Here is a 24,326-nt window from a genome sequence, read left to right on the forward strand (position 1 = left end):
CTAGTCCTCGTGTGCCTCGAGGCGAGACGCCTCATCTGCATCGATGGCCGACTGAATGACCGGCTGCAGGTCACCGCTCAACACGTGATCAAGGTTGTAGGCCTTGTAGCCCGTGCGGTGGTCCGCGATGCGGTTCTCGGGGAAGTTGTAGGTACGGATGCGCTCCGAGCGGTCAACCGTGCGAATCTGTGACTTCCGCAGGTCGGATGCCTCGGCATCGGCCGCTTCCTTCTGCGCGGCGAGCAGGCGAGCGCGCAAAATGCGCAGCGCCGACTCCTTGTTCTGGAGCTGACTCTTCTCGTTCTGGCAGCTCACGACGATTCCGGTGGGGATGTGCGTGAGGCGAACGGCGGAGTCGGTGGTGTTGACGGACTGGCCGCCGGGACCCGACGAGCGGTACACGTCGACGCGCACCTCGTTCATGTCCAAGTCGACCTCTTCGACCTCTTCAGCCTCGGGGTAGACGAGCACGCCAGCCGCGGAGGTGTGAATGCGCCCCTGAGACTCGGTCGCGGGCACGCGCTGGACGCGGTGGACGCCGCCCTCGTACTTGAGCTGCGCCCACACGCCGTCTTCAGGCTGGGGGTTGCCCTTGTACTTCATGGCCACGGAGATGTCCTTGTAGCCACCCATGTCGGTTTCGCTGGCCTCAAGGACCTCGGCCTTCCAGCCCTTGTTCTCAGCAAACTTGAGGTACATCTTGAGCAGGTCGCCGGCAAATAGGGCCGACTCCTCGCCACCCTCTCCCGACTTGATCTCGAGGATCACGTCACGGGCGTCGTCGGGGTCACGCGGGATGAGGATACGGCGCAACGTCTCAGTTGCTTCCTCTGCCTGCTGCTCGAGCGCAGGGATTTCGTCGGCGAACTCGGGGTCCGCCTCCGCCATCTCCTGAGCGGCCTCCAGGTCTCCCTGGGCCGCCTCCCATGCGTGGTGGGCTGCTACGACGCGGCCGAGCTCCGCAAATCGCCGTCCGAGCGTGCGCGCTCGCCCGGCGTCCCCATGGACAGCCGGGTCGGACAACTGCTTCTCAATGTCGGCGTACTCGTCCAGCAAAGGCTGGACGGCAGCGAAGGCTTCGGCCACGTCGTATTACAGGGGTGGTTACTTGTTGCCGTAGCGCTTTTCGAAGCGCGCGACGCGACCACCGGTGTCCATGATCTTCTGCTTACCCGTGTAGAACGGGTGGCATTCGGAGCAGACGTCGGCGCTCATCGTGCCGGACGTAACGGTGCTGCGGGTCTCGAAAGTGTTGCCGCAGGTGCACGTGACCGTGGTAGTCACGTACTCGGGGTGAATATCCTTCTTCATGAATCTCCCTTAGAGATGCCTCCGGGTCCATACGCGTACTTCGCGTGCGGTGAACCGGACGGCCAGCGTTCCATTGTGCCAGAGCAAACGCCCTGCCGCCAACGCCTATTCCGTGCGCGGGCGTGGGCTCGGGCCTCGCGGGTACTTGCGGCTAACCTCGCGCACGCCGCTTCCGACCTTGCACTAGCAGTCACTGAGTGCCGAAATCGCCTAACTTTCGGCACCAAACGACTGCTGTGACCCAGCAACGCTCGCTTCGATATCCCCAGCCGGTCGAAAATACAAAGTCATCCACAGATTCAGTGAGCCGGCGTATCTGTCACTCCCCCAGCATGGTGACCTTGCACCATGCGGCCACTCCCCGGCGTACCTCGCGAACCAGACGGTCCGCTGGGTGCATTCCTCGACGCCTACCCGCACGCCTTCACCCGCGCTGAACTGCTATCAACTTGGTCGCGCCACCACCTTGACTTCACGCTTGCCGATGCTCCGCAGTCTCGAATCCTCTCAGGTGTCTACGCATCTCCACAGCATCTGCGGCGACCCCAGGTGATGGCGGAAGCAGCGACGTTGTGGGCGCCTCGAGCACTCGTCACAGGATCACTTGCGCTACACCTCTACAACAAATCTCTACCGAGCCCGGGATACGTGGATCTTGCGACCACGAATGGTGACAACCTGCATCCTCCACATTGGGTCCGGGTGCATCAGACTGGACGTCCACCTGAATACGGCACCCCATGTGGCGTGCCGTGCACGCTACCCGCTCGAGCACTACTCGACGCCTGGCGCTACGGCAAGGCATTCGAGCGTCCCAACATTTTCTGGAACGCGCTCTGGATTCGTGCATGCACATCGCGTCAACTCTCTACGGAGATGATGCGGTGGCCACGGATAGCAGGACGTCGCGACCTTGATCGAATGCTGGCATGGTTCACCGAAGGAGCAACCTCCGCACTCGAGGTCCGTGCCAAACACGAGACTTTCGTCGGGACCAGGTTCAAAGATTTTGAGTGGCAGGCGGAGATACCTCTCGTACGGAGGAAGGTACGCGTGGACATGTTGCATCGCAAAGCACAACTCGTCATCGAGCTCGATGGCGATGCGTACCACTCAACACGCACCGACCGTGAGGCGGACCGCGATCGACAAAACGCGTTGGTCGCCTCCGGCTTCACGGTTTTGCGGTTCGGTTGGCACGACATTGTTGACCACCCGCAATGGTGCCGGGATCAGGTAAACAATGCGATTCTTCATCGGCTCTCGCGCGCCCGCAGTCAGTGAGTGCCGAGATTGGCACGATATCCGCACTCAGTGACTGCCAGAGCGCGGGGGTAGCACCGCTGGCGCACTGCGGGGGTGGAAAGGCGAAGGGCCGGGGCCACCTTGCGGTGATCCCGGCCCTTGACGCGTGCAGACTTACTTTTCCTCGTCGACCCCGGGCGTGGTCTTGGCGACCTGCATCAGGAACTCGGCGTTGGACTGGTTCTCCTTGAGCTTGCCCAGGAGCAGCTCTATAGCTTGCTGCTGCTCGAGCGCGGTGAGCACGCGACGCAGCTTCCACATCACCTTGAGCTCTTCCGGGCTCATCAGGATCTCCTCGCGACGGGTGCCGGACGCGTTGACGTCCACCGCCGGGAAGATGCGGCGATCGGCCAGGGTGCGGGAGAGCTTGAGCTCCATGTTGCCGGTGCCCTTAAACTCCTCGAAGATGACCTCGTCGGCCTTCGATCCAGTCTCGACCAGCGCGGTTGCGAGGATGGTGAGTGATCCACCGTGCTCGATGTTGCGGGCGGCTCCAAAGAAGCGCTTGGGCGGATACAGCGCCGACGAGTCCACGCCGCCCGACAAGATGCGGCCCGATGCCGGGGCTGAGATGTTGTACGCACGGCCCAGGCGGGTGATCGAGTCGAGCAGAACGACAACGTCCTGACCCATTTCCACCAGGCGCTTGGCACGCTCGATGGCGAGCTCCGCAACCGTGGTGTGGTCGTCCGCGGGACGGTCGAAGGTCGAGGCGATGACCTCACCCTTCACCGTGCGCTGCATGTCGGTGACTTCTTCCGGACGCTCATCGACCAGCACAACCATGAGGTGAACCTCGGGGTTGTTGGTGGTGATCGCGTTGGCGAGTGACTGCAGCACCAGGGTCTTGCCGGCCTTGGGCGGCGAGACGATCAGGCCGCGCTGGCCCTTACCGATGGGGGCCACCAAGTCGATCACGCGGTTGGTCATGTTGCGCGGCTCGGTCTCAAGGTGCAGACGTGTCTGAGGGTAGAGCGGCGTCAGATCGCCAAAGACGGGACGGTCCTTGGCAGCCTCTGGATCAAGGCCATTGACCTTCTCGACGGTCGCGAGCGCATTGAACTTCTGGCGCTGTCCGCGCTCGCCCGGACGGGGAGGGCGTACTGTGCCGGAAATCGCATCACCCTTGCGCAGTCCGTACTTGCGGACCTGGTTCATCGACACATAGACATCCGACTTCCCTGGCAGGTAGCCGGTGGTACGGATAAAGGCATAGCTGTCGTTGATGTCGACAATGCCACCGACGGGAGAGAGTTCCTCATCCTCGCGTACATCGTCGTCCTCGTACGAGTCGCGCGGACCGTTGTTGTTGACGCGGTCATTGCCGCCATCGCGTCCACGCCCACGTCCACGGCCACGGCGACGCCGTCCGCGCTCGTCATCGGTCGAATCGTTATTGCCGCGCTCGGCGCCGTTGCGGTTGTTGCCGCCCTGGGCGCGGTCATTGTTGTTGCCGCGGTCGCGACGCCCGCCGTCGCCACGCGAGTCGTCGTCTCGGTCATTGCTATTGCGGTCGGGAGTATCGCGGTCGTTGTTGTTACGGTCGCTGTTGCCGTTGCGGTCGCTGTTGCTGTTGCGGTCGCTGTTGCGCCCGCGGCCACGCTGCCCGTCGCCCTCAGAGTTGTTCTTGGACGAGTCCCTCTTGCCTGACTCGTTGCGTCCAGCATCGCCAGCAGCTGCAAGTGAAACTGCCTCAGCAGCACGGCGGGCGCGCTCGTCGGCGTCGCTCGACTTCTCTGACGTGGCGGGAGACTTGTCAGCCTGACCAGCGTCAGCCGCCTGCTTCGCCACTGCATCGGCCGCATCCTTCTTAGGGGCACGGCCACGGCCGCGAGCCGGCTTAGTGGTCTCGCCGTCTCCCGACTCAGTTGCCTTGGGTGCGGTCTCCGCCTTGGGCTTGACCACGCCGCCATTCTTGATGGCGTCGACGAGGTCGCTCTTACGCATTTTGGTGGTGCCGGATACACCCAGCTCGGAGGCGAGCGCCTGCAACTGGGGGATCTTCATGGCACTGAGGGTCGCAGTCTGATCTGCGCCTACGGATGTGTTGGTCACACTTGTCCTTCCATCGCACGAGCCCGGGTGGCTCTCAAGTAGTGCGGTTATTCCCAAGTTTCGCGTGTGCGCGTACGTCGTCGTCCACTGACGCTTAATGCTTGGGATTGCTGTCCGACGGGGCTAGGTGCCTTCCGGGGGAAGCTTCTCCAGGATAGCACCGCCCGATGCCATGCCTGATACACGTCAACGACGCTGGGCCCGTCGACCATTTGGACCGTGATTCACGAGTGTCCTGTTGTCGGTCGCCCTGGCATGGCACTAGCCTGCAAACTAGGGCGCGCAACCGCTGCGCGCGATGCGCCAATAGGAGGCTGCTTTCATGACGCTTGGGCCAATTGAAATCGTGGTTCTTGGATTTGAATCCGGGAACTTTCAGGGTGAGATCGTGGCGGAGCTCGAGACGCTCGTGAACGCCGGCACCATCAGCATCATCGACGGCCTGTTTGTCAACAAGGTCGCCGAGGACGCCACGGAGTTCGTCGAGCTCGATCAGGTGGACGCAGACAGCGATGTCGCGAAGGTTGCGAGCATCATGGACCGCGTCGAGGGCCTCGTCTCCGACGAGGACATTGACACCCTGACCGAATCGCTCCCAGTCGGCTCCGCTGCCGCCGTGCTCGTCTTTGAGCACACCTGGATCAAGCCACTGCGTGACGCCGTCGTCAACGCTGGAGGAGAGGTCGTCGACACCATCCGGGTCCCCGGCATGGTCGTACAGGAAATCCTCGACACCGTCGCGGAAATCGAAGAAGAGGAGAAGTAGACATGCGCCGCAGAGTGGGACGTCCCGGACTCATTGGAACGATGGCTCGCACGGCCGTCATCTCAGGTACCGCAACCGCCGTTTCCGGCAACGTTGCACGCCGCCAGCAGGGCAAGGCGCAGGCTCAACAGCAGCAGGTGCAGGAAGCTCAGTATGGCGAGATCCAGCAGGATCAAGCGCTCCAGGAATCGCAGGCACAGATCGCCTCGATGCAGGCTCAGCTCAACGCTCAGCAGCAGGCCGCGGCCGCCCCCGCAGCCGGTGGTGGCGACGACCTGATGTCGCAGCTCAAGGAGCTCGCCGCCCTCAAGAACGCAGGAATCCTCAGCGACGCGGAGTTCGCCGCTGCCAAGGCAAAGCTTCTCTCGGCATGACCAGTTGGGGCTCCCTGGTGCGTGAGACGCGCTGGGGAGCCAAACTCAACACCGTCGACTACATGCGTGAGGCGGTGTTCTTCGAGGGACCCACCGTCCGTTCGCAACAGACGCGGTTCTGGCTGTTGCTGATCCTCGCGTCCAGCATCGCCACGGCGGGAATCGTCGCGGATTCAACCGCCACCGTGATCGGCGCGATGATTGTGGCTCCGCTGATGCGCCCCATTCAGGGCACGATGCTGGCAACCGTCTTGGGCGACCGACGCAATCTGACCAAGTCCATCATCATCATGGTGGCGGGTGCGACGGCAGCGGTGCTGGTGGGGTTCCTCCTTGGACTGATCGTCGTCCAGGATGTCACCGCAGCCACGAATCCTCAGGTGGCCGCCCGCGTCTCCCCTGGACTCATCGATCTTTTTGCGGCTCTCGCCACTGGAATCGTCGGCTCCATTGCGCTGATCCGGTCCGATATCTCAGATACCTTGCCGGGTGTCGCGATCGCCATTTCGCTCGTCCCGCCGCTGTGTGTGGCCGGTCTTGCGATGGAGTCGGGCGCCTACGGCCAGGCACTGGGCGCCATCTTGCTGTTCGTCACCAACGTCGCCGCGATTCTGGCAACGGGTTCGATCATTATGGCCATTTATGGGTTCTCCAAGCTCCGCTTGCTGGAGGTCGAGGACCTCGAGGCCGAGCGCCGTCGTCGCGTCAAGGCGTACATCACCACCGCCGTGATGGTGCTGTTAGTCGCGGGCCCACTCACCTACTCCACGACCCAAGTCATCCAGAACCGGGATCGGGTCTCACGGGTGCAGGAGTATGTTGAGCAAGTCACCGACGGAACCAAGTGGACAATCGTGTCGATCACGCCGCTCGAGGGAGAACGCATCCACGTGATCGTCAAGGGCGAACCGCCCCTGCCCGACGTTGAGCAGGTGTATGCCAAGATGCGCGAATCGGGCCTGAACGTCGACGAGATCACGCTCGAGTTCATTCCTTCGTACTCGTTCGACTCGACCGGCCCCATCGTCGCCGCCCAGTAGCAGAATCAGCGAGGCGCGGCGGAGGCCGGGCGGGCCCTAGGCTTGGGCCGTGCCCCTCGACTCCGTCGCGCTTGAGATTCCACTCGCGATCAACCTCGCCGCAGTGTTCGTCGGCGCGCTCGTGGGTACGCTGCGCGCCGGAGAGGAAGAACATGTCGATCTCGTCGGGATGTTCACGCTTGCGGCCGCCATGGGTTTCGGTGGCGGACTCGTGCGCGATGTCCTCCTTGGCAACCTCCCACCGGCTGCCTTTCGCGACCCTTCCTACCTCATCACGGCGGCCGCCGCGACGCTCGTCGCAGGGGTTGCGCTCGTCTACTTGAGGCGTGTTGAGCGGGCGCTCTGGGTTCTCGACTCCTTGGCCATTGGGCTATTCGCTTGCGTGGGCGCGAACGCGGCACTTATCGCAGGGCTACAGTTGCTACCCGCAATCTTGATTGGCACGTGCGCCTCCGTGGGCGGTCTCATCCTGGCCGACATGTTGCAGGGGCGCCCGTCGTCAATCATGTATGTGGGACCTCCAAACGCCGTCGCGGGATTCGCCGGCGCATTGGTGTACTCGGTGTTCTACTCGCTCGACCTCGCCGTGCTCGCCCTGGTGCTCGCGATCGTCGCCACCGTCGCGATGCGGGTCACTGGCCGTTTCTTCCATTGGACCATTCCCCAGCCTCGGCGCCGCGCATACGAACTGAGACTCCGCCGCGCCCAACGCCCCAACGACCGGCCACACCGCACCACTCCCACCGCTCGGCGCCGCGCCCGCCGCCTCACCCGCCTGCAAGGTTCGCAGTCGTCCGACGAGTCGCCCTAGCACCTCAACGCTGCGCGCCCGATGCTGTACCGCGTTAACTTTCGGAGCAACCGTGCCTATCAATTTTGGTGGCGACGGCCACGGCAATATACTTTTGACGATAGTCAGGCAAAAGTTGAAGTTAATGGTCGCCCCCGGCACCCGGTCGGGGACCTTGCGCGATAGGATCTACGCATGATCGATGCCCGCGGCCAAGAGGCCCTCACCGGCGCCGCGCAAGCCGAGATCTTTCAGATTCTGCGGGACGGCAAGCCGCGCACGCGCTCGGAGCTCGCCACCCTGACTGGACTCGCACGATCCACGGTCGCCGCGCGCGTCGATGCCCTGCTTCGCGTCAAGCTCATCGCCCCCGTTGCCGATGCCGCTTCCACCGGAGGACGGCCCTCACGTCAGTTCGCCTTTGACGGCACCCAGCACGTGGTGCTCGGCGTGGACATCGGTGCTACGCACGTGCATCTGGCCATCAAGGATTTGAACGGCACGACTGTTGCTGAGGTCTATGACGACCTCGCCGTCGCCGAGGGGCCTGACATTATTCTCAGTTGGGTGATTGAGAATGGCAACCGCCTGATGGAGCCGTATCGCGATCAGAAGACGCTGCAGGCCATCGGTGTGGGTCTACCAGGGCCTGTGGAACACTCCACCGGGCGACCCGTTGACCCGCCAATCATGCCCGGATGGGCCCGTTTCGACGTTCCCGGAGTACTCACCGAAGGACTCGGCGTGCCGACTTACGTCGACAACGACGTCAACGTCATGGCATTGGGCGAGCACCACGATCACTGGTCAGATGTGGCCGACCTGTTGTTCATCAAGGTCGCCACTGGCGTTGGTGCGGGCGTCATCATTGGTGGCAGTGTGCACCGCGGTGCGCAGGGACTTGCCGGCGACATCGGACACATCTGGGTGCCCGAGGCGGAAGGCATGCAGTGCCGGTGCGGCTCGCAGGGGTGTCTTGAGGCCGTTGCTGCTGGCCCCGCCATTGCCGCCAATTTGCGAGCGCGGGGCGTTGACGTTCACACGACCGCGGACATCATTGCCGCGGTGCGGAGCGGCGACGTTGACGCCATCCGCGAGGTTCGCGAAGCGGGTCGAATCATCGGGCGAGTATTGACCACGTGCGTCAGCCTCATCAACCCCGCGGTCATCGCCCTCGGTGGCCCCATCGCCAACGCCGGCGATCACTTGCTCGCGGGTGCCCGCGAAGTGATCTACACGCGCGCGACGCCCTTGGCGGCCGGCAACCTGCAGATCGTCCGCTCGCGCGGAAGCCAGGACGCAGCCGTATCAGGCGCCTCGGCCATGGCCATTCAGCAGGTTCTCTCCGTCGAATCGGTTGAGGCTCTCATCCGAGTGGACGCCTAACGCACCTCAACGCCACGGCGCGTCTACTGGCGTGCGGCCCACATCATTCCGCGTTCGACGAGCGGCTTCACGGCGGGATCGGTCAACACGTCCACCGTGTGACCCAGCGACGTTGCGAAGATGCGGCCGGAGCCCCACCTGCGCGTCCAGGCCACCGGCATTGTCACCGCCTCGGGCCACTCGTCGCCGTCGCCTGGGACGAGGGAGCAGTCGGCGAGCACCTCGTTGAGTCCGTCCGCCAGCACCCAGTACTGCTCTGTCAGGACGTCAAAATCTTCCATGCCTGCGGTCACGGGGTGCGCTGAGCCTGCCTCAGTGAAACGCACGGTGTACTCGCGGTAGGGCTCGACATCGGTGCGACCGCGATCCGCCGCGGCGTGCGGGTGCGCGGCGAACTGGGCGCCTACGAGCTGGAGGTAGTCGGTTGAGGCCCGGAACGAGTCGATGATGCCCCCGTGCCAGCCCGCGAGGCCCGTGCCGGCGGCTACCGCCCGGCGCAGTCCGTCGACCTCGTCGACTGTGGCGCTCGTCATCGACAGACACTGAACTACCAGGTCATATCCGTTCATGGTCGAGGCATCCGCGTAGACCTCGGGAGTATCCTCGATGTCGACGGCGAAGCCTGCGGACTCGAGAGTAGGAATAAAGACGTCCGTGGCCCCAATGGGGTCGTGACCTTCCCAGCCGCCACGCACGATTAAGACTTTTTTGCTCATTCCCTGCCCCTTCACAGAAATACCTGAGCCCAGCATAACCGCATCGGGAACGAGAAAGCCCGCCCCACCTGGCATCGATCAGGTGCGATCTGCGGCCACAATATTGCTGAAGTAGGAATTTCCCCCGAAGGCGAGAATGTTCACGTCGAACCGTGCCATGTGATCGTGTCAGCACTCGTCGTTGCTGGCAGCGACCCGGAACCCTCGGTCCAGTAGCGCACCAAGCAAAACTGACGTATCGTACAAACCGTTTACTTAATCGATTAAGTAAACGAGGCGGTCGTTCAGCATCAGCACTGAACGGGGAATCGCATCGCGATTCGACAACGATGTACGCCGACCTACGTGGGCAATGGAGCCCACATCAGGAGGAAGCGACCGATGAAACGATTGCTTACCGCAGCGATGGGCGCTGCGTTACTACTGGGCGGGATGGTGGCCGCACCCGCCGCGCATGCCGCGGCAGGGGACGGCTTTTCCGTGAGCGGGGGAAAGATCTTTGATGCGAACGGGAATGAGTTTGTCCCCGTCGGCATCAATCACGCCCACACGTGGTACCCAGACACCACCGGCGTCGCACTAAGTGATATTCGGTCAACAGGAGCCAATGCCGTCCGCGTCGTACTCTCAGGGGGACGTTGGGGCACGAACTCTGCGACCGAAGTGGCGAGCATTATTGATGATTGTAAGAACAATGAACTCGTGTGCATTCTCGAGGACCATGACACTACTGGCTACGGCGAAGCCTCGGGAGCAACTTCACTCGCGAGCGCGGCTCAGTACTGGACGAGTCTGGCACCGGTACTCAAGGGCCAGGAAGACTACGTGATGATCAATCTCGGCAACGAGCCGTTTGGCAATGCTGGCTTCCAAAACTGGGCCAGTGACACGATTTCTGCCATCTCCACACTCAGGGCTGCCGGACTCAACCACACGCTGGTAGCCGATGCCCCGAACTGGGGGCAGGACTGGTCGTTCACGATGCGCGACAATGCGGCAACCGTCGCCCAAAGCGATGACAACGTCGTCTTCAGCATTCACATGTACGGGGTCTTCGACACCGGCGCTGAGGTACGGGCCTACCTTGATTCATTTACGAGCCGCAATCTCGCCATCATGGTAGGTGAGTTTGGCGACCATCACTCGGACGGCAATCCTGACGAAGACGCGATCATGAGTTACACCCGATCTCAGGGAATTGGAATGCTGGGCTGGTCGTGGTCCGGCAATGGCAGCGGCGTCGAATACCTCGATATGGTGAACAACTTCTCAGCAAATTCGCTGACGCCATGGGGTCAGCGATTCCTCAACGGATCCAATGGGCTCGCCGAGCGCAACTCCCCTGTGGCTTCCGTATTCTCAGGCACCGGTGGCGGTGACACTGGCGGAGGAGACACTGGCGGAGGAGACACCGGTGGTGGCGACACCGGCGGCACCGCACCCAATGGCTATCCATACTGCTCGACCGCCGCGTCAGACCCCGATGGCGACGGATGGGGATGGGAGAACAGCGCCTCCTGCGTCGTACATGGCTCAGCGGCGGACACTAGCGGTGGCGACACCGGCGGAGGAGACACCGGTGGAGGAGACACCGGTGGTGGCGACACCGGCGGCACCGCACCCAATGGCTATCCATACTGCTCGAGCGCTGCATCAGACCCCGATGGCGACGGATGGGGATGGGAGAACAGCGCCTCCTGCGTCGTACGCGGAACTGCTGCCGATAGTGGCAACGGATCTGGGCAAAGCACGACGGCGCCCAATGGCTACCGCTACTGCTCTAGTCCATCTGCTGATCCAGATGGCGACGGATGGGGATGGGAGAACAGCGCCTCGTGCGTCGTACGCGGTTCCGCGGCAGACCACTAGGCACGTCTGACGTTACGCCTCGGGGTCGGGCGCTTGGCGCACGGCCCCGAGGCGTCTCAACCTATTCCGTGCGCACCGCGCCCACCACAGAAAGGCCCGCCCCACCCTGAGGTGAGGCGGGCCCGTCTAAGGCGACTCTTTAGTCCTTGGTTGAGAACGCTGCGTCGAACGCACCCTCGGGGGCATCGAATGCCAGTCGGCGGGCGAACTCGAGCCCCTCGGGCGCACCGACGAGTCGGTCCATACCGGCGTCCTCCCACTCAATTGAGATAGGGCCTTCATAGCCAATGTGGTTCAGCATGCGGAACGCGTCCTCCCACGGCACGTCGCCGTGGCCGGTGGAGATGAAGTCCCAACCGCGGCGAGCATCGGCCCACTGCAAATGCGAACCCAGGCGGCCGTTGCGGCCGTTGTTCATGCGCTTGCGAGTGTCCTTGCAGTCCACGTGGTAGATGCGATCTTTGAAGTCGAGCAGGAAGCCTACCGAGTCGATGTCCTGCCACACCATGTGGCTGGGGTCCCAGTTCAGGCCGAAGGCCTCGCGGTGACCAATAGCCTCAAGCGTGCGAACAGTGGTCCAGTAGTCATAGGCGATCTCGCTCGGGTGAACCTCGTGAGCAAACTTCACGCCGACCTCGTCAAAAACGTCGAGGATGGGGTTCCAGCGATCGGCAAAGTCCTGGTAGCCGGCGTCGATGGCCTCCTGCGAGACAGGCGGGAACATCGCAACGTACTTCCAGATGGAGGAGCCGGTGAAGCCGATGACGACTTTGACACCCATGGCGGCAGCAAGGCGCGCCGTGTTCTTCATCTCCTCAGCAGCGCGCTGTCGCACTCCCTCAGGGTCGCCGTCGCCCCACACGTGAGCACCGACGATGTCCTGGTGACGCTGATCGATGGGATCGTCGCAGACCGCCTGACCCTTGAGGTGGTTTGAGATTGCCCAGCACTTAAGGTTGTACTTCTCGAGCAACGCGAGCTTGCCCTCGACGTAGCCGGGCTCATCCCAACGCCAAGGGTCGAGGTGGTCTCCCCAGCAGGCGAGCTCGAGGCCGTCGTAGCCCCACTCGGATGCGAGCCTGGCCACCTCTTCGAGGGGAAGGTCGGCCCACTGGCCGGTAAACAGAGTGATTGGTCGCGCCATTGCTTTCTACCTTTCTTGTCTACTGATGCTTGTGCGGTCTGGGTGGCCTAGACGGCCGTCGAGGTCCACGCGCTACCGTTCTCGGAGCTGCGCTCCACGGAGTCGAGTACACGCTGAATCTGGTAGCCATCGTCAAATGACGGCGTGGGCTGGGTGCCGGCGGAGATGGCTTCCACCAGGTCCTTGGCCTGGTGCGAGAACCCGTGCTCGTAGCCGAGCATGTGCCCCGTGGGCCACCAGGCGCCCCCGTACGGGTGGTCCGCCTCGGTGACGAAGATGCGCTTGAAGCCCAACTCCGTGCCCGGTGCTGTCGCGTCGTAGTACTGGATGGCGTTCATGTCTTCCATGTCGAAGAGAATCGCGCCCTTGTCGCCCGAGATCTCCACGCGCAACGCGTTCTTCCGGCCCGTCGCGAAGCGCGTCGCCTCGAACGTGCCGAGCGCGCCAGTGTCGAACCGCCCGGTGAAGGAGGCGAAGTCATCAACGGTGACGTCTCCACGGCCCTCGCCGGCAGTGCCGGATAGTCCGATGCCCTCGCCCATGATGGGACGTTCCTTGACGAAGGTCTCGAGAATTCCGGAAACCGAGGTGAGCGACAGCCCAGAGATGAACTGCGCCATGTCCACGGCGTGCGCTCCAATGTCGCCAAGCGCGCCGGAACCGGCCTGGTCCTTCTTCATCCGCCACGTGAGAGGCGCTTCAGGGTCAATGAGCCAATCCTGAAGATACTGGGCGCGAATCTGGCGAATGTTGCCCACTGCGCCGCGCGCGACGAGGTCACGCGCAAAGGTTGCTGCCGGCACTCGGCGGTAGGTAAAGCCCACCATCGCGAAAACACCATTGGCCCGTGCAGCATCGGCGGCCTGAGCCATACGGCGGGCCTCGTCGACGCTGTTGGCGAGGGGCTTCTCGCATAGAACGTGCTTGCCCGCCTCGAGCGCCGCGATCGCGATCTCCGCGTGGGTGTCGCCCGGGGTCACGATGTCGACAATGTCAATGTCGTCGCGCTCAAGAACCTCACGGTAGTCCTGCGCGGTCTCAGCCCAGCCCCACTTCTGCGCGAGCTGCTCGTTCTTGGCAGCGTCCCGACCGACCATGACGGTCATCTCCGGCGTCGCAGGCAAGTCAAAGAACCGGGGCGCCACGCGCCACCCTTGCGAGTGTGCGGCACCCATGAAGCCGTTGCCGATCATTCCGACGCGAAGCGACGCTGACATACTGTCCTACTTTCAAAGATTTTGGTTGTTGAGGGGCGGAAAAGGGCGCTCACCTCCCAGGAGGTGAGCGCCCCGCTTCCTACTAGGACTTGAAGCCGATTTCCATGTACTCGTCGACGTTGTCCGCGGTCACCACGGGAGCATCGAGGACGATGCGCACCGGGACACCGGGCGAGGCGAGGCCGGGCATGTTGCCACCCTGAGCCACGAGGCGGGCGAGCGCGATGCCGTCCGCAGCCTGCGTCGACGGGTAGATGACCGTCGCCTTGAGAACCGTGTTGTCAGCCTTGATGTCGTTCATGGCATTGAGTGAACCAGCGCCACCGACCATGAAGAACTCGTCACGGCCAGCCTCATCGATTGCCGCGAGGACGCCGATTCCCTGGTCGTCATCGTGGTTCCAGATCGCGTCGATCTGGGGGTTTGCCGACAGCAGCTGCTCGGTCACTTCCTGGCCACCAGCAATGGTGAAGTCAGCGGCGACGCGTGCGTCGACGCTCAGGCCACACTCGGCGAGTGCGTCGTTGAAGCCTGCCGTACGGTCCTGCGTCAGCGGCAGCGAGTCGATTCCAGCGATTTCCGCGACGACGGCATCAGTGTTGCCGTCGAGCTGCTCACAGATGTAGTTACCGGCGCTCACACCCATGCCGTAGTTGTCGCCGAGGATCGTGACGCGCGATGCGTCCGTCGAGGAGAACTCGCGGTCAACATTGATGACGGGGATGCCCGCGGCCATGGCCTTGGTTGCGGCCTCGGTCAGTGCTGCACCATCCGTGGGGAGCAACACGATTGCGTCAACGCCCTCGTTGATGAACGTCTCCACCTGGCTGATCTGAAGGTTTGCGTCGTTCGTGCCCTCGGAAACCTTGAGCTCGACGTCGTCGTACTTCTTACCTTCTTCGATGGCTGCTGAGTTAATGGCACCCAACCAGCCGTGGTCTGCTGCGGGGCCGGAGAAGCCGATGACGACCGTTTCGCCGCCACCCGTGTCCGTTCCAGCGTCGGTACCGGCGTCCATCGAGCCGCTGGCCTCCGGTGCGGATGACTCGGTCTCATCTGCGTCAGAGCTGCAACCGGCCACCAGGGCGAGTGCTGCGATTGCGCCACCTGCTGCCAAAATGCGCATGCGCTTGGTACGTGATGCGTTCATGTTTCCTCCTGTTTGATTACTGTCGTCGTTGCCAGAAATAAGGAGCGAGTTGCTCACGTCCACGAACCTCTCGCTTCCATGTGCGTTGTCCACACTGACATCGTCAACTTAGCAGAAGCAAGAGTAGGTTGCGCAACTTTTGCCTGCACCGAATCATAACTATTTGGCAACGGAAAATCTGATCCCCTTCGGCAATGGGGGCGCCGTTTCGTGCGTAATCATGCGGTAAATGGCGCCATCTTCGCGAATTCCGTGAGGAGTTCCATCTCTTCCCGTGACCAATCGGCTTGTGTTATGTTTCTCGCGTGATCAAAGACGACCAACAAAAGTCATTACTCGAAGTCACCGCACTCACCAAGAGTTTCGGCAGCGCTCGAGCCCTCAAGGGCGTCGATTTTGACGTGCGTGCGGGTGAAGTGCACTGCGTGCTCGGGCAGAACGGTGCCGGGAAATCCACTCTTATCAAGGTGCTCGCAGGTGCCCACCAGCCCGATAGCGGCGAGATCCAGTGGAACGGTGACGTTGTCACCATTTCCGATCCCATCGCCGCCATTGAGCTCGGAATCGCGACCATGTACCAGGAACTCGACGTCGTGGATGGGCTCACGATCGCCGAGAACATCTTCCTGGGACACGAGAAGGCTCGCGGCGGATTCACCAACAGGCGCGAGACCGCTCAGGCGACTCGCGACCTCATGAAGCGGCTCGGACACGCGGACCTCTCCCCTAACAGAGAGGTGGGCACGCTCTCTGCCGCCAACAAGCAGATCGTGGCGATGGCGCGTGCACTCTCTCACGACGTCAAGCTCATGATCATGGACGAGCCCAGCGCAGTCCTGGACTCCGAGGAAGTTAACAACCTCTTCCGCGTTGTTGAGGAACTGAAGTCCCAAGGCATCGCGATCGTATACATCTCCCACCGCCTTGAGGAGATCACGCGAATCGGTGACCGCATCAGCGTCATCAAGGATGGAGCCAGCACCGCTTCCGGGTTGCCGGTCGAGGGAACCTCCACCAAGAAGCTCATCTCGCTCATGACCGGCACCGACCTGGACCACGTGTTCCCACCCCCCGTTCCCCTCGCGCCGAATGCGCCCGTCGTGCTCGAGGTCTCTGACCTCAGCGCACACGGCACGTTCAGCGACGTCAACTTTGACCTGCGCGCTGGCGAGATCATCGGCCTCGCGGGCCTGGTGGGGTCGGGACGCTCAGAGATCCTCGAGGCCATCTATGGTGAGCGCAAGCCCTCGTCCGGAACCGTCAAGATCGGTGGCGAGGCGCTCAAACTCGGATCGGTAAGCGCCGCAGTCGACGCAGATATGGGCCTCTCCCCCGAGGAGCGCAAGAGCCAAGGACTCATGCTCGAAGAGCCCATCTACCGCAATGCCACGCTGTCGACCTTCACTCGCTTTGCTAAGGGACCGTTCCTGGACGAGCAGGCCGAGCGTGCAGCGACAGAAGAGCAGATGAAGGCGCTCGAACTGCGGCCCGCAGAGCCTAACCGCATCACCCGCACGCTGTCCGGGGGAAACCAGCAGAAGATCATGCTCGCGCGCTGGCTTATTCACGGGACCAAGGTGCTGCTGCTCGATGAGCCCACCCGTGGCGTCGACGTGGGCGCCCGCATGGAGATCTATGCCCTCATTCGTAAGCTCGCGGCGGCCGGCACGGCCATCGTCGTGGTATCGAGTGAGATTGAAGAAGTACTCGGCCTGGCCGACCGCGTGCTCGTCATCGCAGACGGACGCGTCATTGCCGAGAAACCAGCAACCGAAATCACCGAGCACGGAGTGCTCGACTTGGTCATGAAGGGAAGTGCCGCGTGAGCGAGCCGACCACCACCCCCACCCCCAACGACGAGATTGAAGCGGTCGCAGAGGCCGACGTCGATCAGTCGGCAAGCCAACCAAGCAACTCCAAGCGCTTCTTCGCAAGCGGATTCGGCCGGAGCATCGGCCTTATCCTGGCGCTGGTCGTCCTCGTGATCGTCGGTGCCGTCACGGCTGGCGAGAACTTCATGAACACGGACAACCTTCTGGTGATCTTGCGCTACGCCTCCGTGATCGGCGTCGTCTCGATCGGTATGACGTTCGTCATTACTGCAGGAGGCATCGACCTCTCCGTCGGTTCAGTGCTTGGGCTCGCGTCGGTCGTCGCTAGCCTCGGCGCCATCCAGACTGCGGCATCGGGTTTCTGGCCCCTGATGGTTTTTGTCGCCATTGCCGTGGGTGTGATCGCGGGGCTCCTCAACGGGCTGATCATCGCGTACGGGAAAGTGGTCGCCTTCATGGCGACACTGGCCATGCTGGTCGCGGCGCGTGGACTCGCCGAGCTCATCTCGCAGCGTCAGACGCAGGTGGTGGACAACACCGGATTCCTCAACTTCTTCCGTAGCGACTTCCTGGGCATCTCCTGGGTCGTGTGGATCTTCGCGCTCGTCGCCGTGCTCGGATGGCTATTGCTCAACCGCACCACCTTCGGTCGCCGTACGGTCGCCATCGGTGGCAACTCCACGGCCGCACGCCTCGCCGGTGTGAAGGTCCGCCGCCACACCGTGTACCTGTACATGCTCTGTGGAGCCACCGCGGGTGTCGCGGCAACGATGCTGCTGTCACGCACCACGGCTGGCACCTCGACCCACGGTCAGCTCTATGAGCTCGACGCTATTGCCGCCGTCGTCGTGGGTGGCACGCTACTCATTGGCGGCCGCGGCACCATCGGCGGCACCGTCCTGGGTGTGCTGCTGTTCGCCACGCTGACCAACGTATTCACCCAGAACAACCTGTCGACCTCGGTTCAGTTGGTCGCCAAGGGCATCATCATTGTCGTCGCGGTGCTCCTGCAGCAGCGCTTCGCGAACCGTGAGAGCAGCAATACCTAGCGCTCACCACCGCGTCGGTCATAGTCGACGTACCTCCTCATTGAAGGCCGTCACCCTGCGACAGGGGTGGCGGCCTTCAATGTTTCCACCGTGGCAACCAAGCCAGCCCCGGCATCGGCCGATGCTGTGGTGGCCTTTCCGTTCCCAGCATCGGCCGCCGTAGGGCTTGGCTTATGCGCTCGTATCCTCGCCGGCGTGCGGTGGAGAGTCCGGGTGCGGCACGTCCGGGTGCTCGAATGCCACCGGCGTCTCCATGCTGGGCGGGTTGACGTCATCGATGGGGGCGTCCACCTCATCGATGGGCGCCGCAAACTGCGCCTCGTACAGTCGCGAGTAGGCGCCATCCGCCGCGAGGAGCTCGGCGTGCGTGCCCTGCTCCATGATGTGACCACTCTCCATCACGAGAATCAGGTCCGCGTCACGAATCGTCGATAGACGGTGGGCGATCACAAAGCTGGTGCGGTCGCGCCGCAGCTCGCTCATGGCGTGCTGAACCAGCAGTTCGGTGCGCGTGTCGACAGAGCTGGTGGCCTCGTCCAGGATCAGCACCGACGGCCTCGCGAGGAATGCGCGAGCGATCGTGAGCAGTTGCTTCTGACCGGCGCTGATGTTACCCGCCTCGTCGTCCAAGATCGTGTCGTAGCCATCGGGCAGGGAGTGCACAAAGCGGTCCACATAGCTCGCCTCGGCGGCGGCCTGGATCTCCTCGTCCGTCGCGTCGGGACGCCCGTAGGCAATGTTCTCGCGGATGGTGCCCTCGAACGTCCACGCGTCCTGCAGCACCATGCCGGTCCGCGAGCGCAGGTCGTCGCGCGTCATTGCTGCGATGTCCACGCCATCGAGCGTGATGCGGCCCTTGTCGAGCTCGTAGAAGCGCATGATGAGGTTCACGAGCGTGGTCTTGCCCGCTCCCGTCGGTCCCACGATCGCGACCGTCTTGCCGGGCTCCGCTACGAGCGACAGGTCCTCGATGAGCGGCGTGTCCTTGGAATAGCTGAAGTTGACATCCTCAAACACCAGGCGGCCGTTGAGCGCGCCGGGAGTCTGCGGCGGGTCCACGTCCTCGCTCTGCTCGTCGGCATCGAGCAACTCGAAGACGCGTTCCGCGCTGGCAATGCCGGACTGCAACAGGTTTGCCATCGAGCCGAGTTGCGACAGCGGCTGTGAGAACTGGCGCGAGTACTGGATGAAGGCCTGGATATCACCGAGCGGAAGGGCTCCGTTGGCGACCATCACTCCCCCCACCACTGCGATCGCGACGTAGACGAGGTTGCCCACAAATTGCGTCGCCGGCATGATGATGCCGCTGACGAACTGGGCGCCAAAACTGGCCTTGTAGAGTTCCTCGTTCTTGTCTTCAAAACGGCTTTCCACCTCGCGGCGGCGGCCAAATACCTTGACCAGCGCGTGTCCCGTGTAGGTCTCCTCGATCTGAGCGTTCAGGGTTCCCGTGTGCTTCCACTGGTCCACGAACATCTTCTGCGAGCGCTTCGCCACGACGGCAACGATGACGAGTGTCAGCGGGATGGACACCAGCGCGATCAGGGCTAGCTGAGGCGAGATAACGAACATCATGACGACGACGCCGATGATGGTCAGCACCGACGTAAACAGCTGACTCAGCGTCTGTTGGAGAGTCTGAGACACGTTGTCGATGTCGTTGGTCACCCGGCTGAGCAGATCACCCCGCTGGTGGCGGTCGAAGTAGCTGAGCGGTAGGTCGTGAATCTTGGCCTCGACCTGCTCGCGCAGGCGGAACACCGTGCGCTGCGTGACGCCATTGAGGATGTAGCCCTGCGCGAGTGCGAGGAGCGACGAGGCGACGTAAATCACTACGACCCACAGCAGGATCGTGTGCAGGCGGCCAAAGTCGATGGGCGTCTGAGTGATGAAACCCTCGTAGATGACGGTGGTGGCCTCACCAAGGATCTTGGGGCCGATGACGGACAGAGTGACCGACACCGCGCCCAACAAGATCACGGCAAAGACCAGCGTGCGCTCGGGGCGCAGATGTCCGATCAGACGCTTCGCGGAGCCTTTAAAGTTCATGGCCTTCTCGGCAGGCAATTGGGCGCCACCAAAGTGACTGTGGCCACCGCCGCGTGGGCGATCCGGAATCTTGTCCTCGTGCTGTGGATCCTGTTCCGGGACCTCGGTGCGCGTGGAGTCGCTCATGCCGCGTCCTCCGCTCGGAGCTGGGTACTGACAATCTCCTGATAGGTCTGAGATGTCTTGAGCAACTGGTCGTGGGTGCCGCGGTCGACAATCACGCCGTCGTCGAGGACCAGGATTTGGTCGGCGTCCACGATTGACGACACGCGCTGCGCGACGACGATCATGGTGGCGTTGACCACCGACGCCTTGAGCGCCGTGCGCAGGCGCGCATCGGTCGCGGTATCCAGCGCGGAGAAGGAGTCGTCAAACAGGAAGATGTCCGGCTTACGCACCAGCGCACGCGCGATCGAGAGCCGCTGGCGCTGACCGCCGGAGACCGTCGTTCCTCCCTGCGCGATAGGCGCCTCGAGCCGGCCAGGCATTGCCTCGACAAAGTCCCTGGCCTGCGCGGTGCTCAGCGCCTCCCACAGTTCGTCGTCGGTCGCATCGGGGTTGCCGTATCGAAGATTGGAGGCGACGGTGCCGCTGAAGAGGTATGGCCGCTGCGGGACGATGCCGATGCGCTTCCACAACTCGTCGAGGTCAGCATCCGCCACGTCGACGCCAGCGATGCTGACCTGCCCCTCGGTCGCATCGTAGAGTCGCGGCAACAGGTTGAGGAGCGTCGTCTTGCCCGCGCCCGTCGAGCCGACGATGGCCGTGGTCGTGCCGCGCTTGGCAGAGAACGTGATGTGCGAGAGCACCGGTTGCTCCGCTCCCGGGTACTGGAAAGTGACGTTCTTGAGTTCGACGGCTCCGGGCTCGTGCAGTTCGGTCACGGGATTGAGGGGAGGGATGACCGTCGAGTCGGTTCCCAGCACCTCGCCGATGCGGTCCGCGGAGACGGTCGCGCGGGGAACCATGACGAACAGGAAAGTGGCCATCATGACGGCCATCAATATCTGGATCAGGTACGTGAGGAATGCCGTAAGCGCTCCCACCTGCATCTCCCCAGAGTCGACCAGATCCGCCCCAAACCACAGCACCGCGACCGAGGAAACGTTGAGGACCAGGGTGACGACCGGGAACATCGCCGCCATGAGTCGGCCGGCACGCAGCGCGGAGTCGGTGACCTCCTCGTTAGCCTTGCCGAATCGTGCCCTCTCCTCGGGCTCTCGCACAAAAGCGCGGATCACCCGGATGCCCGTCAGTTGCTCGCGCATGACCCGGTTGATGGCATCGATGCGCTTTTGCATGCGACGGAAATGCGGCACCATACGCACGATGATCAGCGAGACCGCGATCAGCAGCACCGGGATGGCGATGACGAAGATCCACGACAGCGTCACGTCCTGCTGCATCGCCATGATTACGCCACCGATTGCCATGAACGGCGCGGTGACCAGCAAGGTTGAGCTCATCAACACGAGCATCTGTACCTGCTGGACATCATTGGTCGAGCGCGTGATCAGCGACGGCGCGCCAAAGTGTTGCACCTCGTTCTCCGAGAACGTGCCGACCTGTCCGAAGATCTGCGCGCGCAGGTCGCGGCCCACCCGCATGGCGAGCATCGCACCAAAGAAGACCGCCACGATCGAGCAGATGACCTGCACGAACGACAGGCCGAGCATGATGCCGCCGACTTGCCAGATGTGGTCGATGTTTCCTACCGCCACACCGTTGTCGATGATGTCGGCGTTGAGGCTTGGGAGGAAAAGATTGGCGATGGACTGCGCGAGTTGGAAGACCACCACGCCGACGAGCAACTGCCAATAGGGCTTGACGGATGTGACCAGGAGTTTCCAGAGCATGGGCTAGGCCCCTTCCTTGACGATTCCGCGAAGGACAAAATCGACGATGTCGTCTGTCGTAAGTTCCGAATCAGTGCCAAACAGCGGCATCGAGACGCCGAACACCAGGACTCTCATGACGTGGGCCGCGGACGCAGGCTCAAGCCGCATGCGATCACGGTGACGTTCCAGAAAGGAAGCCATGATGATTGCGCCAGCAGATTCGGGGTGATCGTGGGGGTGTTTGCCGTGGGCGTGCTCACCGTGCGGGTGTTCGCGCCCGCCGAGGATTGACATGAGCCCCACTATCCCCGCGAACCGCTCACGCAGGATGCTCACCATGCTCGCGATGGTCTCCTCGAGAGACAGGTCCGGGTCAATCTTGCGCAGCTTCTCGTAGGTAGGCTCCGGGTCGATCGCGCGCGCCACCACGGTGTCGATGATCTCCTGCTTGTCCGTGAAGGCACGAAAGATGGTGCCCTCCGCAATGCCGGCGGCATCCGCGATCTCGCGCGTGGTGACGTCGGCACCCCGCTCGCGCAGGAGGGGAAGCGCCGCACCAAGAATTGATTCGCGACGGTCTTGCACGGACATCGGCCGGGCGCGGGAAGTCTTGGTGGTCACCCCACGACCTTAGTGAGTGAGCACTCACTCCGCAAGTGCGAGCCGACGGTAGAAGACGGGGCCGCCATCACCTTCTGCGGCTGAGTGGAACCCGACACGGGGGTAGAACGCGAGTGCTCCTGCGTTGGCTGGGTCGACCTCGAGGTGCACGCCAGGGACGCCGCGGTCCGCGAGGAGCGTGCACGCCGCCTCAATAAGGGCCCGGCCCGCTCCCCTCCCCTGAGCCTCGGGAAGCAGATCGATATGAAGATGCGCAGGGTAGTTGCCGAGTTCGCTGTTCAGCATGCGCCTCGGGTTGGTGGCCGAGGCGAGTAGCTTGCGGTCCGCATCGTTGGTCTCACGATGCGATGCGCCGACCGAGGGCCACCACTCGCGAGTGAACCACTCTTGAAAGGTCTCCGTATCGCTGGTGCCGAGGATGTAGCCCAGCGGGCCCTCCCCCTCGTCCCACACAAGCGCGAACCCTCCCGGGCCGTCAAGGTAGGGCGTGGAGTAGACGTCAGACAGCATCGTCTGATCGCTGTGCTCCCCGGTGGCGTCGCCCCCAGCCGCTCCGGTACGGAGGCAAATGCGTGCGATCGCGAGGCGGTCTGCGGGGACTGCGCTCCGAATGGTCATGCTCCCACGCTAACGCCCCACCCCGCATCCGGCTCGCCCCGGTCCCCAAACTCAAACCCAAACCGAGCCCGCAACCGAAACCGAAACCCAAACGGAGCGTTCAGGAAATGGTTGAAATCCGCACGACTCGTGTCCCCATGTTCACCTGTTGGTTGATCCCATCCACAGATGTCTCACGTGCGAGGCGACCACCCGCGTATTTTCGGTAGCAACGAAGCATGGCAAAACACTCCGGCTTGCAACGCATTCGCGACTACGTCTCACGCGACGTGAGGTCCTTTTCCCGCGCCGAACTGGAATCCGTGACGAGTCGCCAGACTCTTCGCACCGCGGTCAACAACGGTGAACTTGTCCGGGTCTTCGCCGGCGTGTTCATCGCAAACGAGCATCAGGATTCGTTCGCCGCGCGCGCCCACGCTGTCGTGAGGTGGGCGGGCCCTCGTGCGGCGCTGGGCGGCGAGTCCGCGCTGTTTTTATGGGGAATGATCGACACTCCACCCCCAGTCATTCAGATCATCGTCCCCCACAGCAACGGTCGCACCACACCGTCGTGGGTAAAGATGACGCGAATCACCTACCCCATCCGCACCGCCGAATGGCAAGGTTTGGCGATCATCACGCCAGAAGTCGCGCTGACTCAGGCATACGGCTACATGGCTCGTCACACTCGCGACACTGTGCTCCTCCGCGCAGTAGCGCTGCGGTTGCTCTACCTTCCCGACCTCGTCGATGCGCTGCGCACCATTCCTCGCATCCGGGCGCGGCAAGCACTCCGACAGGCGGCCGATGCTGCGGCCCGGGGCTCGGAGAGTTTCCTTGAATACCAGGGCGTCAGGTTTGTCTTCAACTGCCCCGAGTTATCGCATCTGATCCAGCAACATTGGATGCGAGTTGGCACGAGGAGGTATCGATGTGACTTTTATGACGCCGCTACGCGCACCGCGGTTGAGCTCGATGGCGCTGCCTTTCATAGTGACAAGGACGCTCACGAACGGGACATTCGACGCGACTCCGATCTCGCGTCTATCGGGGTCTTGACGGTGAGATTTGGCTACTCGGACGTCATGCAACGTCCAGATTGGTGTCGCGCCAGGCTGATTGAGGTGTTGCGTCATCGCAAATCAACCATGGGATGAACATAGGAGTTCCGGAGTCTCGGAGTTCAACCATTTCCTGAACGCTGGAGGAGGCGACGG

Annotated in this window: 21 protein-coding genes; 10 read left to right on the forward strand and 11 right to left on the reverse strand. The window is 62.8% G+C overall.

Annotated elements, in window-relative coordinates; genetic code table 11:
- A complete protein-coding gene (gene prfA, locus AOP73_RS00465) occupies positions 1-1,086 on the reverse strand; it encodes a peptide chain release factor 1 (RefSeq protein ID WP_061962707.1) in 1,086 nt (361 codons plus the stop codon).
- An 18-nt stretch (positions 1,087-1,104) separates the two neighbouring features.
- Positions 1,105-1,311, reverse strand: a complete 207-nt coding sequence (rpmE, locus tag AOP73_RS00470; RefSeq protein ID WP_061962708.1) for a 50S ribosomal protein L31 — start codon at positions 1,309-1,311, stop codon at positions 1,105-1,107.
- A 921-nt stretch (positions 1,312-2,232) separates the two neighbouring features.
- On the opposite strand from rpmE, the gene AOP73_RS11960 reads away from it, so the two are divergent.
- Positions 2,233-2,595, forward strand: coding sequence for an endonuclease domain-containing protein (locus AOP73_RS11960; protein WP_061962709.1), 363 nt, complete (start codon positions 2,233-2,235; stop codon positions 2,593-2,595).
- A 135-nt stretch (positions 2,596-2,730) separates the two neighbouring features.
- Here the strand turns inward: AOP73_RS11960 and rho are convergent, their stop codons facing one another.
- Entirely contained in the window at positions 2,731-4,671 is a 1,941-nt protein-coding gene (rho, locus tag AOP73_RS00480; RefSeq protein ID WP_201774479.1) for a transcription termination factor Rho, read from the reverse strand.
- A 322-nt stretch (positions 4,672-4,993) separates the two neighbouring features.
- Here rho and AOP73_RS00485 point away from each other — a divergent pair, with 322 nt between their 5' ends.
- The 5 genes from AOP73_RS00485 to AOP73_RS00505 all read left to right on the forward strand — a co-directional run bounded on the left by AOP73_RS00485 (position 4,994) and on the right by AOP73_RS00505 (position 9,027).
- Positions 4,994-5,437, forward strand: coding sequence for a DUF6325 family protein (locus AOP73_RS00485; protein ID WP_061962710.1), 444 nt, complete (start codon positions 4,994-4,996; stop codon positions 5,435-5,437).
- A gap of 2 nt (positions 5,438-5,439) precedes the next feature.
- Positions 5,440-5,811, forward strand: a complete 372-nt coding sequence (locus AOP73_RS00490) for an SHOCT domain-containing protein (RefSeq protein ID WP_061962711.1) — start codon at positions 5,440-5,442, stop codon at positions 5,809-5,811.
- Complete coding sequence (locus AOP73_RS00495; protein ID WP_061962712.1) at positions 5,808-6,851, forward strand: TIGR00341 family protein; 1,044 nt, start codon at positions 5,808-5,810, stop codon at positions 6,849-6,851. Before AOP73_RS00490 ends, AOP73_RS00495 begins: the two co-directional genes overlap by 4 nt.
- A gap of 49 nt (positions 6,852-6,900) precedes the next feature.
- Positions 6,901-7,662, forward strand: a complete 762-nt coding sequence (locus AOP73_RS00500; RefSeq protein WP_061962713.1) for a trimeric intracellular cation channel family protein — start codon at positions 6,901-6,903, stop codon at positions 7,660-7,662.
- 174 nt (positions 7,663-7,836) lie between these two features.
- Positions 7,837-9,027: an ROK family transcriptional regulator gene (locus AOP73_RS00505; RefSeq protein WP_061962714.1), complete on the forward strand. Its 1,191-nt coding sequence runs from the start codon at positions 7,837-7,839 to the stop codon at positions 9,025-9,027.
- A 23-nt stretch (positions 9,028-9,050) separates the two neighbouring features.
- Here the strand turns inward: AOP73_RS00505 and AOP73_RS00510 are convergent, their stop codons facing one another.
- Positions 9,051-9,743, reverse strand: coding sequence for a ThuA domain-containing protein (locus tag AOP73_RS00510; protein WP_061962715.1), 693 nt, complete (start codon positions 9,741-9,743; stop codon positions 9,051-9,053).
- Between the two features lie 381 nt (positions 9,744-10,124).
- Between AOP73_RS00510 and AOP73_RS12125 the strand changes: the two genes are divergently transcribed.
- Positions 10,125-11,612 carry a cellulase family glycosylhydrolase gene (locus tag AOP73_RS12125; protein WP_084626453.1) on the forward strand — a complete coding sequence of 496 codons (1,488 nt, stop codon included), beginning with the start codon at positions 10,125-10,127 and terminating at the stop codon, positions 11,610-11,612.
- Between the two features lie 139 nt (positions 11,613-11,751).
- On the opposite strand, the gene AOP73_RS00520 is transcribed toward AOP73_RS12125, so the two are convergent.
- From AOP73_RS00520 to AOP73_RS00530, 3 genes are all read right to left on the reverse strand, one after another.
- Entirely contained in the window at positions 11,752-12,756 is a 1,005-nt protein-coding gene (locus AOP73_RS00520) for a sugar phosphate isomerase/epimerase family protein (protein ID WP_061962716.1), read from the reverse strand.
- A 47-nt stretch (positions 12,757-12,803) separates the two neighbouring features.
- Positions 12,804-13,973: a Gfo/Idh/MocA family protein gene (locus AOP73_RS00525; protein ID WP_236683469.1), complete on the reverse strand. Its 1,170-nt coding sequence runs from the start codon at positions 13,971-13,973 to the stop codon at positions 12,804-12,806.
- Between the two features lie 82 nt (positions 13,974-14,055).
- Positions 14,056-15,123: a substrate-binding domain-containing protein gene (locus AOP73_RS00530; RefSeq protein WP_061962717.1), complete on the reverse strand. Its 1,068-nt coding sequence runs from the start codon at positions 15,121-15,123 to the stop codon at positions 14,056-14,058.
- A gap of 305 nt (positions 15,124-15,428) precedes the next feature.
- Between AOP73_RS00530 and AOP73_RS00535 the strand changes: the two genes are divergently transcribed.
- Both AOP73_RS00535 and AOP73_RS00540 read left to right on the forward strand, forming a co-directional pair.
- Positions 15,429-16,949 carry a sugar ABC transporter ATP-binding protein gene (locus AOP73_RS00535; RefSeq protein WP_201774480.1) on the forward strand — a complete coding sequence of 507 codons (1,521 nt, stop codon included), beginning with the start codon at positions 15,429-15,431 and terminating at the stop codon, positions 16,947-16,949.
- Entirely contained in the window at positions 16,946-18,004 is a 1,059-nt protein-coding gene (locus AOP73_RS00540; protein ID WP_061962718.1) for an ABC transporter permease, read from the forward strand. The genes AOP73_RS00535 and AOP73_RS00540 overlap by 4 nt, the downstream gene beginning before the upstream one ends.
- Positions 18,005-18,175: 171 nt before the next feature.
- Here AOP73_RS00540 and AOP73_RS00545 read toward each other — a convergent pair whose 3' ends face one another.
- From AOP73_RS00545 to AOP73_RS00560, 4 genes are read right to left on the reverse strand one after another with little or no spacing between them, the layout of a single operon-like run.
- Positions 18,176-20,179, reverse strand: a complete 2,004-nt coding sequence (locus AOP73_RS00545; protein ID WP_084626454.1) for an ABC transporter ATP-binding protein — start codon at positions 20,177-20,179, stop codon at positions 18,176-18,178.
- Positions 20,176-21,909, reverse strand: a complete 1,734-nt coding sequence (locus AOP73_RS00550) for an ABC transporter ATP-binding protein (RefSeq protein ID WP_061962719.1) — start codon at positions 21,907-21,909, stop codon at positions 20,176-20,178. Before AOP73_RS00550 ends, AOP73_RS00545 begins: the two co-directional genes overlap by 4 nt.
- Before the next feature lie 3 nt (positions 21,910-21,912).
- A complete protein-coding gene (locus tag AOP73_RS00555) occupies positions 21,913-22,512 on the reverse strand; it encodes a TetR/AcrR family transcriptional regulator (protein ID WP_061962720.1) in 600 nt (199 codons plus the stop codon).
- 24 nt (positions 22,513-22,536) lie between these two features.
- Positions 22,537-23,130 carry a GNAT family N-acetyltransferase gene (locus AOP73_RS00560; protein WP_061962721.1) on the reverse strand — a complete coding sequence of 198 codons (594 nt, stop codon included), beginning with the start codon at positions 23,128-23,130 and terminating at the stop codon, positions 22,537-22,539.
- Positions 23,131-23,348: 218 nt separating this feature from the next.
- Between AOP73_RS00560 and AOP73_RS00565 the strand changes: the two genes are divergently transcribed.
- Positions 23,349-24,266, forward strand: coding sequence for a DUF559 domain-containing protein (locus AOP73_RS00565; protein WP_061962722.1), 918 nt, complete (start codon positions 23,349-23,351; stop codon positions 24,264-24,266).
- The last annotated feature ends 60 nt before the right edge of the window (positions 24,267-24,326 follow it).

This window comes from Demequina aurantiaca (assembly GCF_000975135.1).
In the GTDB taxonomy this organism is placed as follows: domain Bacteria; phylum Actinomycetota; class Actinomycetes; order Actinomycetales; family Demequinaceae; genus Demequina; species Demequina aurantiaca.

Bases quoted from the DNA above. Each gene is read 5' to 3' on its own strand.
- AOP73_RS00495 (WP_061962712.1), top strand. From the start codon at position 5,808: ATGACCAGTTGGGGCTCCCTGGTGCGTGAGACGCGCTGGGGAGCCAAA.
- AOP73_RS00505 (WP_061962714.1), top strand. From the start codon at position 7,837: ATGATCGATGCCCGCGGCCAAGAGGCCCTCACCGGCGCCGCGCAAGCC.
- AOP73_RS00520 (WP_061962716.1), bottom strand. From the start codon at position 12,756: ATGGCGCGACCAATCACTCTGTTTACCGGCCAGTGGGCCGACCTTCCC.
- AOP73_RS00560 (WP_061962721.1), bottom strand. From the start codon at position 23,130: ATGACCATTCGGAGCGCAGTCCCCGCAGACCGCCTCGCGATCGCACGC.
- AOP73_RS00525 (WP_236683469.1), bottom strand. From the start codon at position 13,973: ATGTCAGCGTCGCTTCGCGTCGGAATGATCGGCAACGGCTTCATGGGT.
- AOP73_RS00545 (WP_084626454.1), bottom strand. From the start codon at position 20,179: ATGAGCGACTCCACGCGCACCGAGGTCCCGGAACAGGATCCACAGCAC.
- rpmE (WP_061962708.1), bottom strand. From the start codon at position 1,311: ATGAAGAAGGATATTCACCCCGAGTACGTGACTACCACGGTCACGTGC.
- AOP73_RS00550 (WP_061962719.1), bottom strand. From the start codon at position 21,909: ATGCTCTGGAAACTCCTGGTCACATCCGTCAAGCCCTATTGGCAGTTG.
- AOP73_RS11960 (WP_061962709.1), top strand. From the start codon at position 2,233: ATGCTGGCATGGTTCACCGAAGGAGCAACCTCCGCACTCGAGGTCCGT.
- AOP73_RS00485 (WP_061962710.1), top strand. From the start codon at position 4,994: ATGACGCTTGGGCCAATTGAAATCGTGGTTCTTGGATTTGAATCCGGG.
- AOP73_RS00565 (WP_061962722.1), top strand. From the start codon at position 23,349: ATGGCAAAACACTCCGGCTTGCAACGCATTCGCGACTACGTCTCACGC.
- AOP73_RS00490 (WP_061962711.1), top strand. From the start codon at position 5,440: ATGCGCCGCAGAGTGGGACGTCCCGGACTCATTGGAACGATGGCTCGC.
- AOP73_RS12125 (WP_084626453.1), top strand. From the start codon at position 10,125: ATGAAACGATTGCTTACCGCAGCGATGGGCGCTGCGTTACTACTGGGC.
- AOP73_RS00530 (WP_061962717.1), bottom strand. From the start codon at position 15,123: ATGAACGCATCACGTACCAAGCGCATGCGCATTTTGGCAGCAGGTGGC.
- AOP73_RS00510 (WP_061962715.1), bottom strand. From the start codon at position 9,743: ATGAGCAAAAAAGTCTTAATCGTGCGTGGCGGCTGGGAAGGTCACGAC.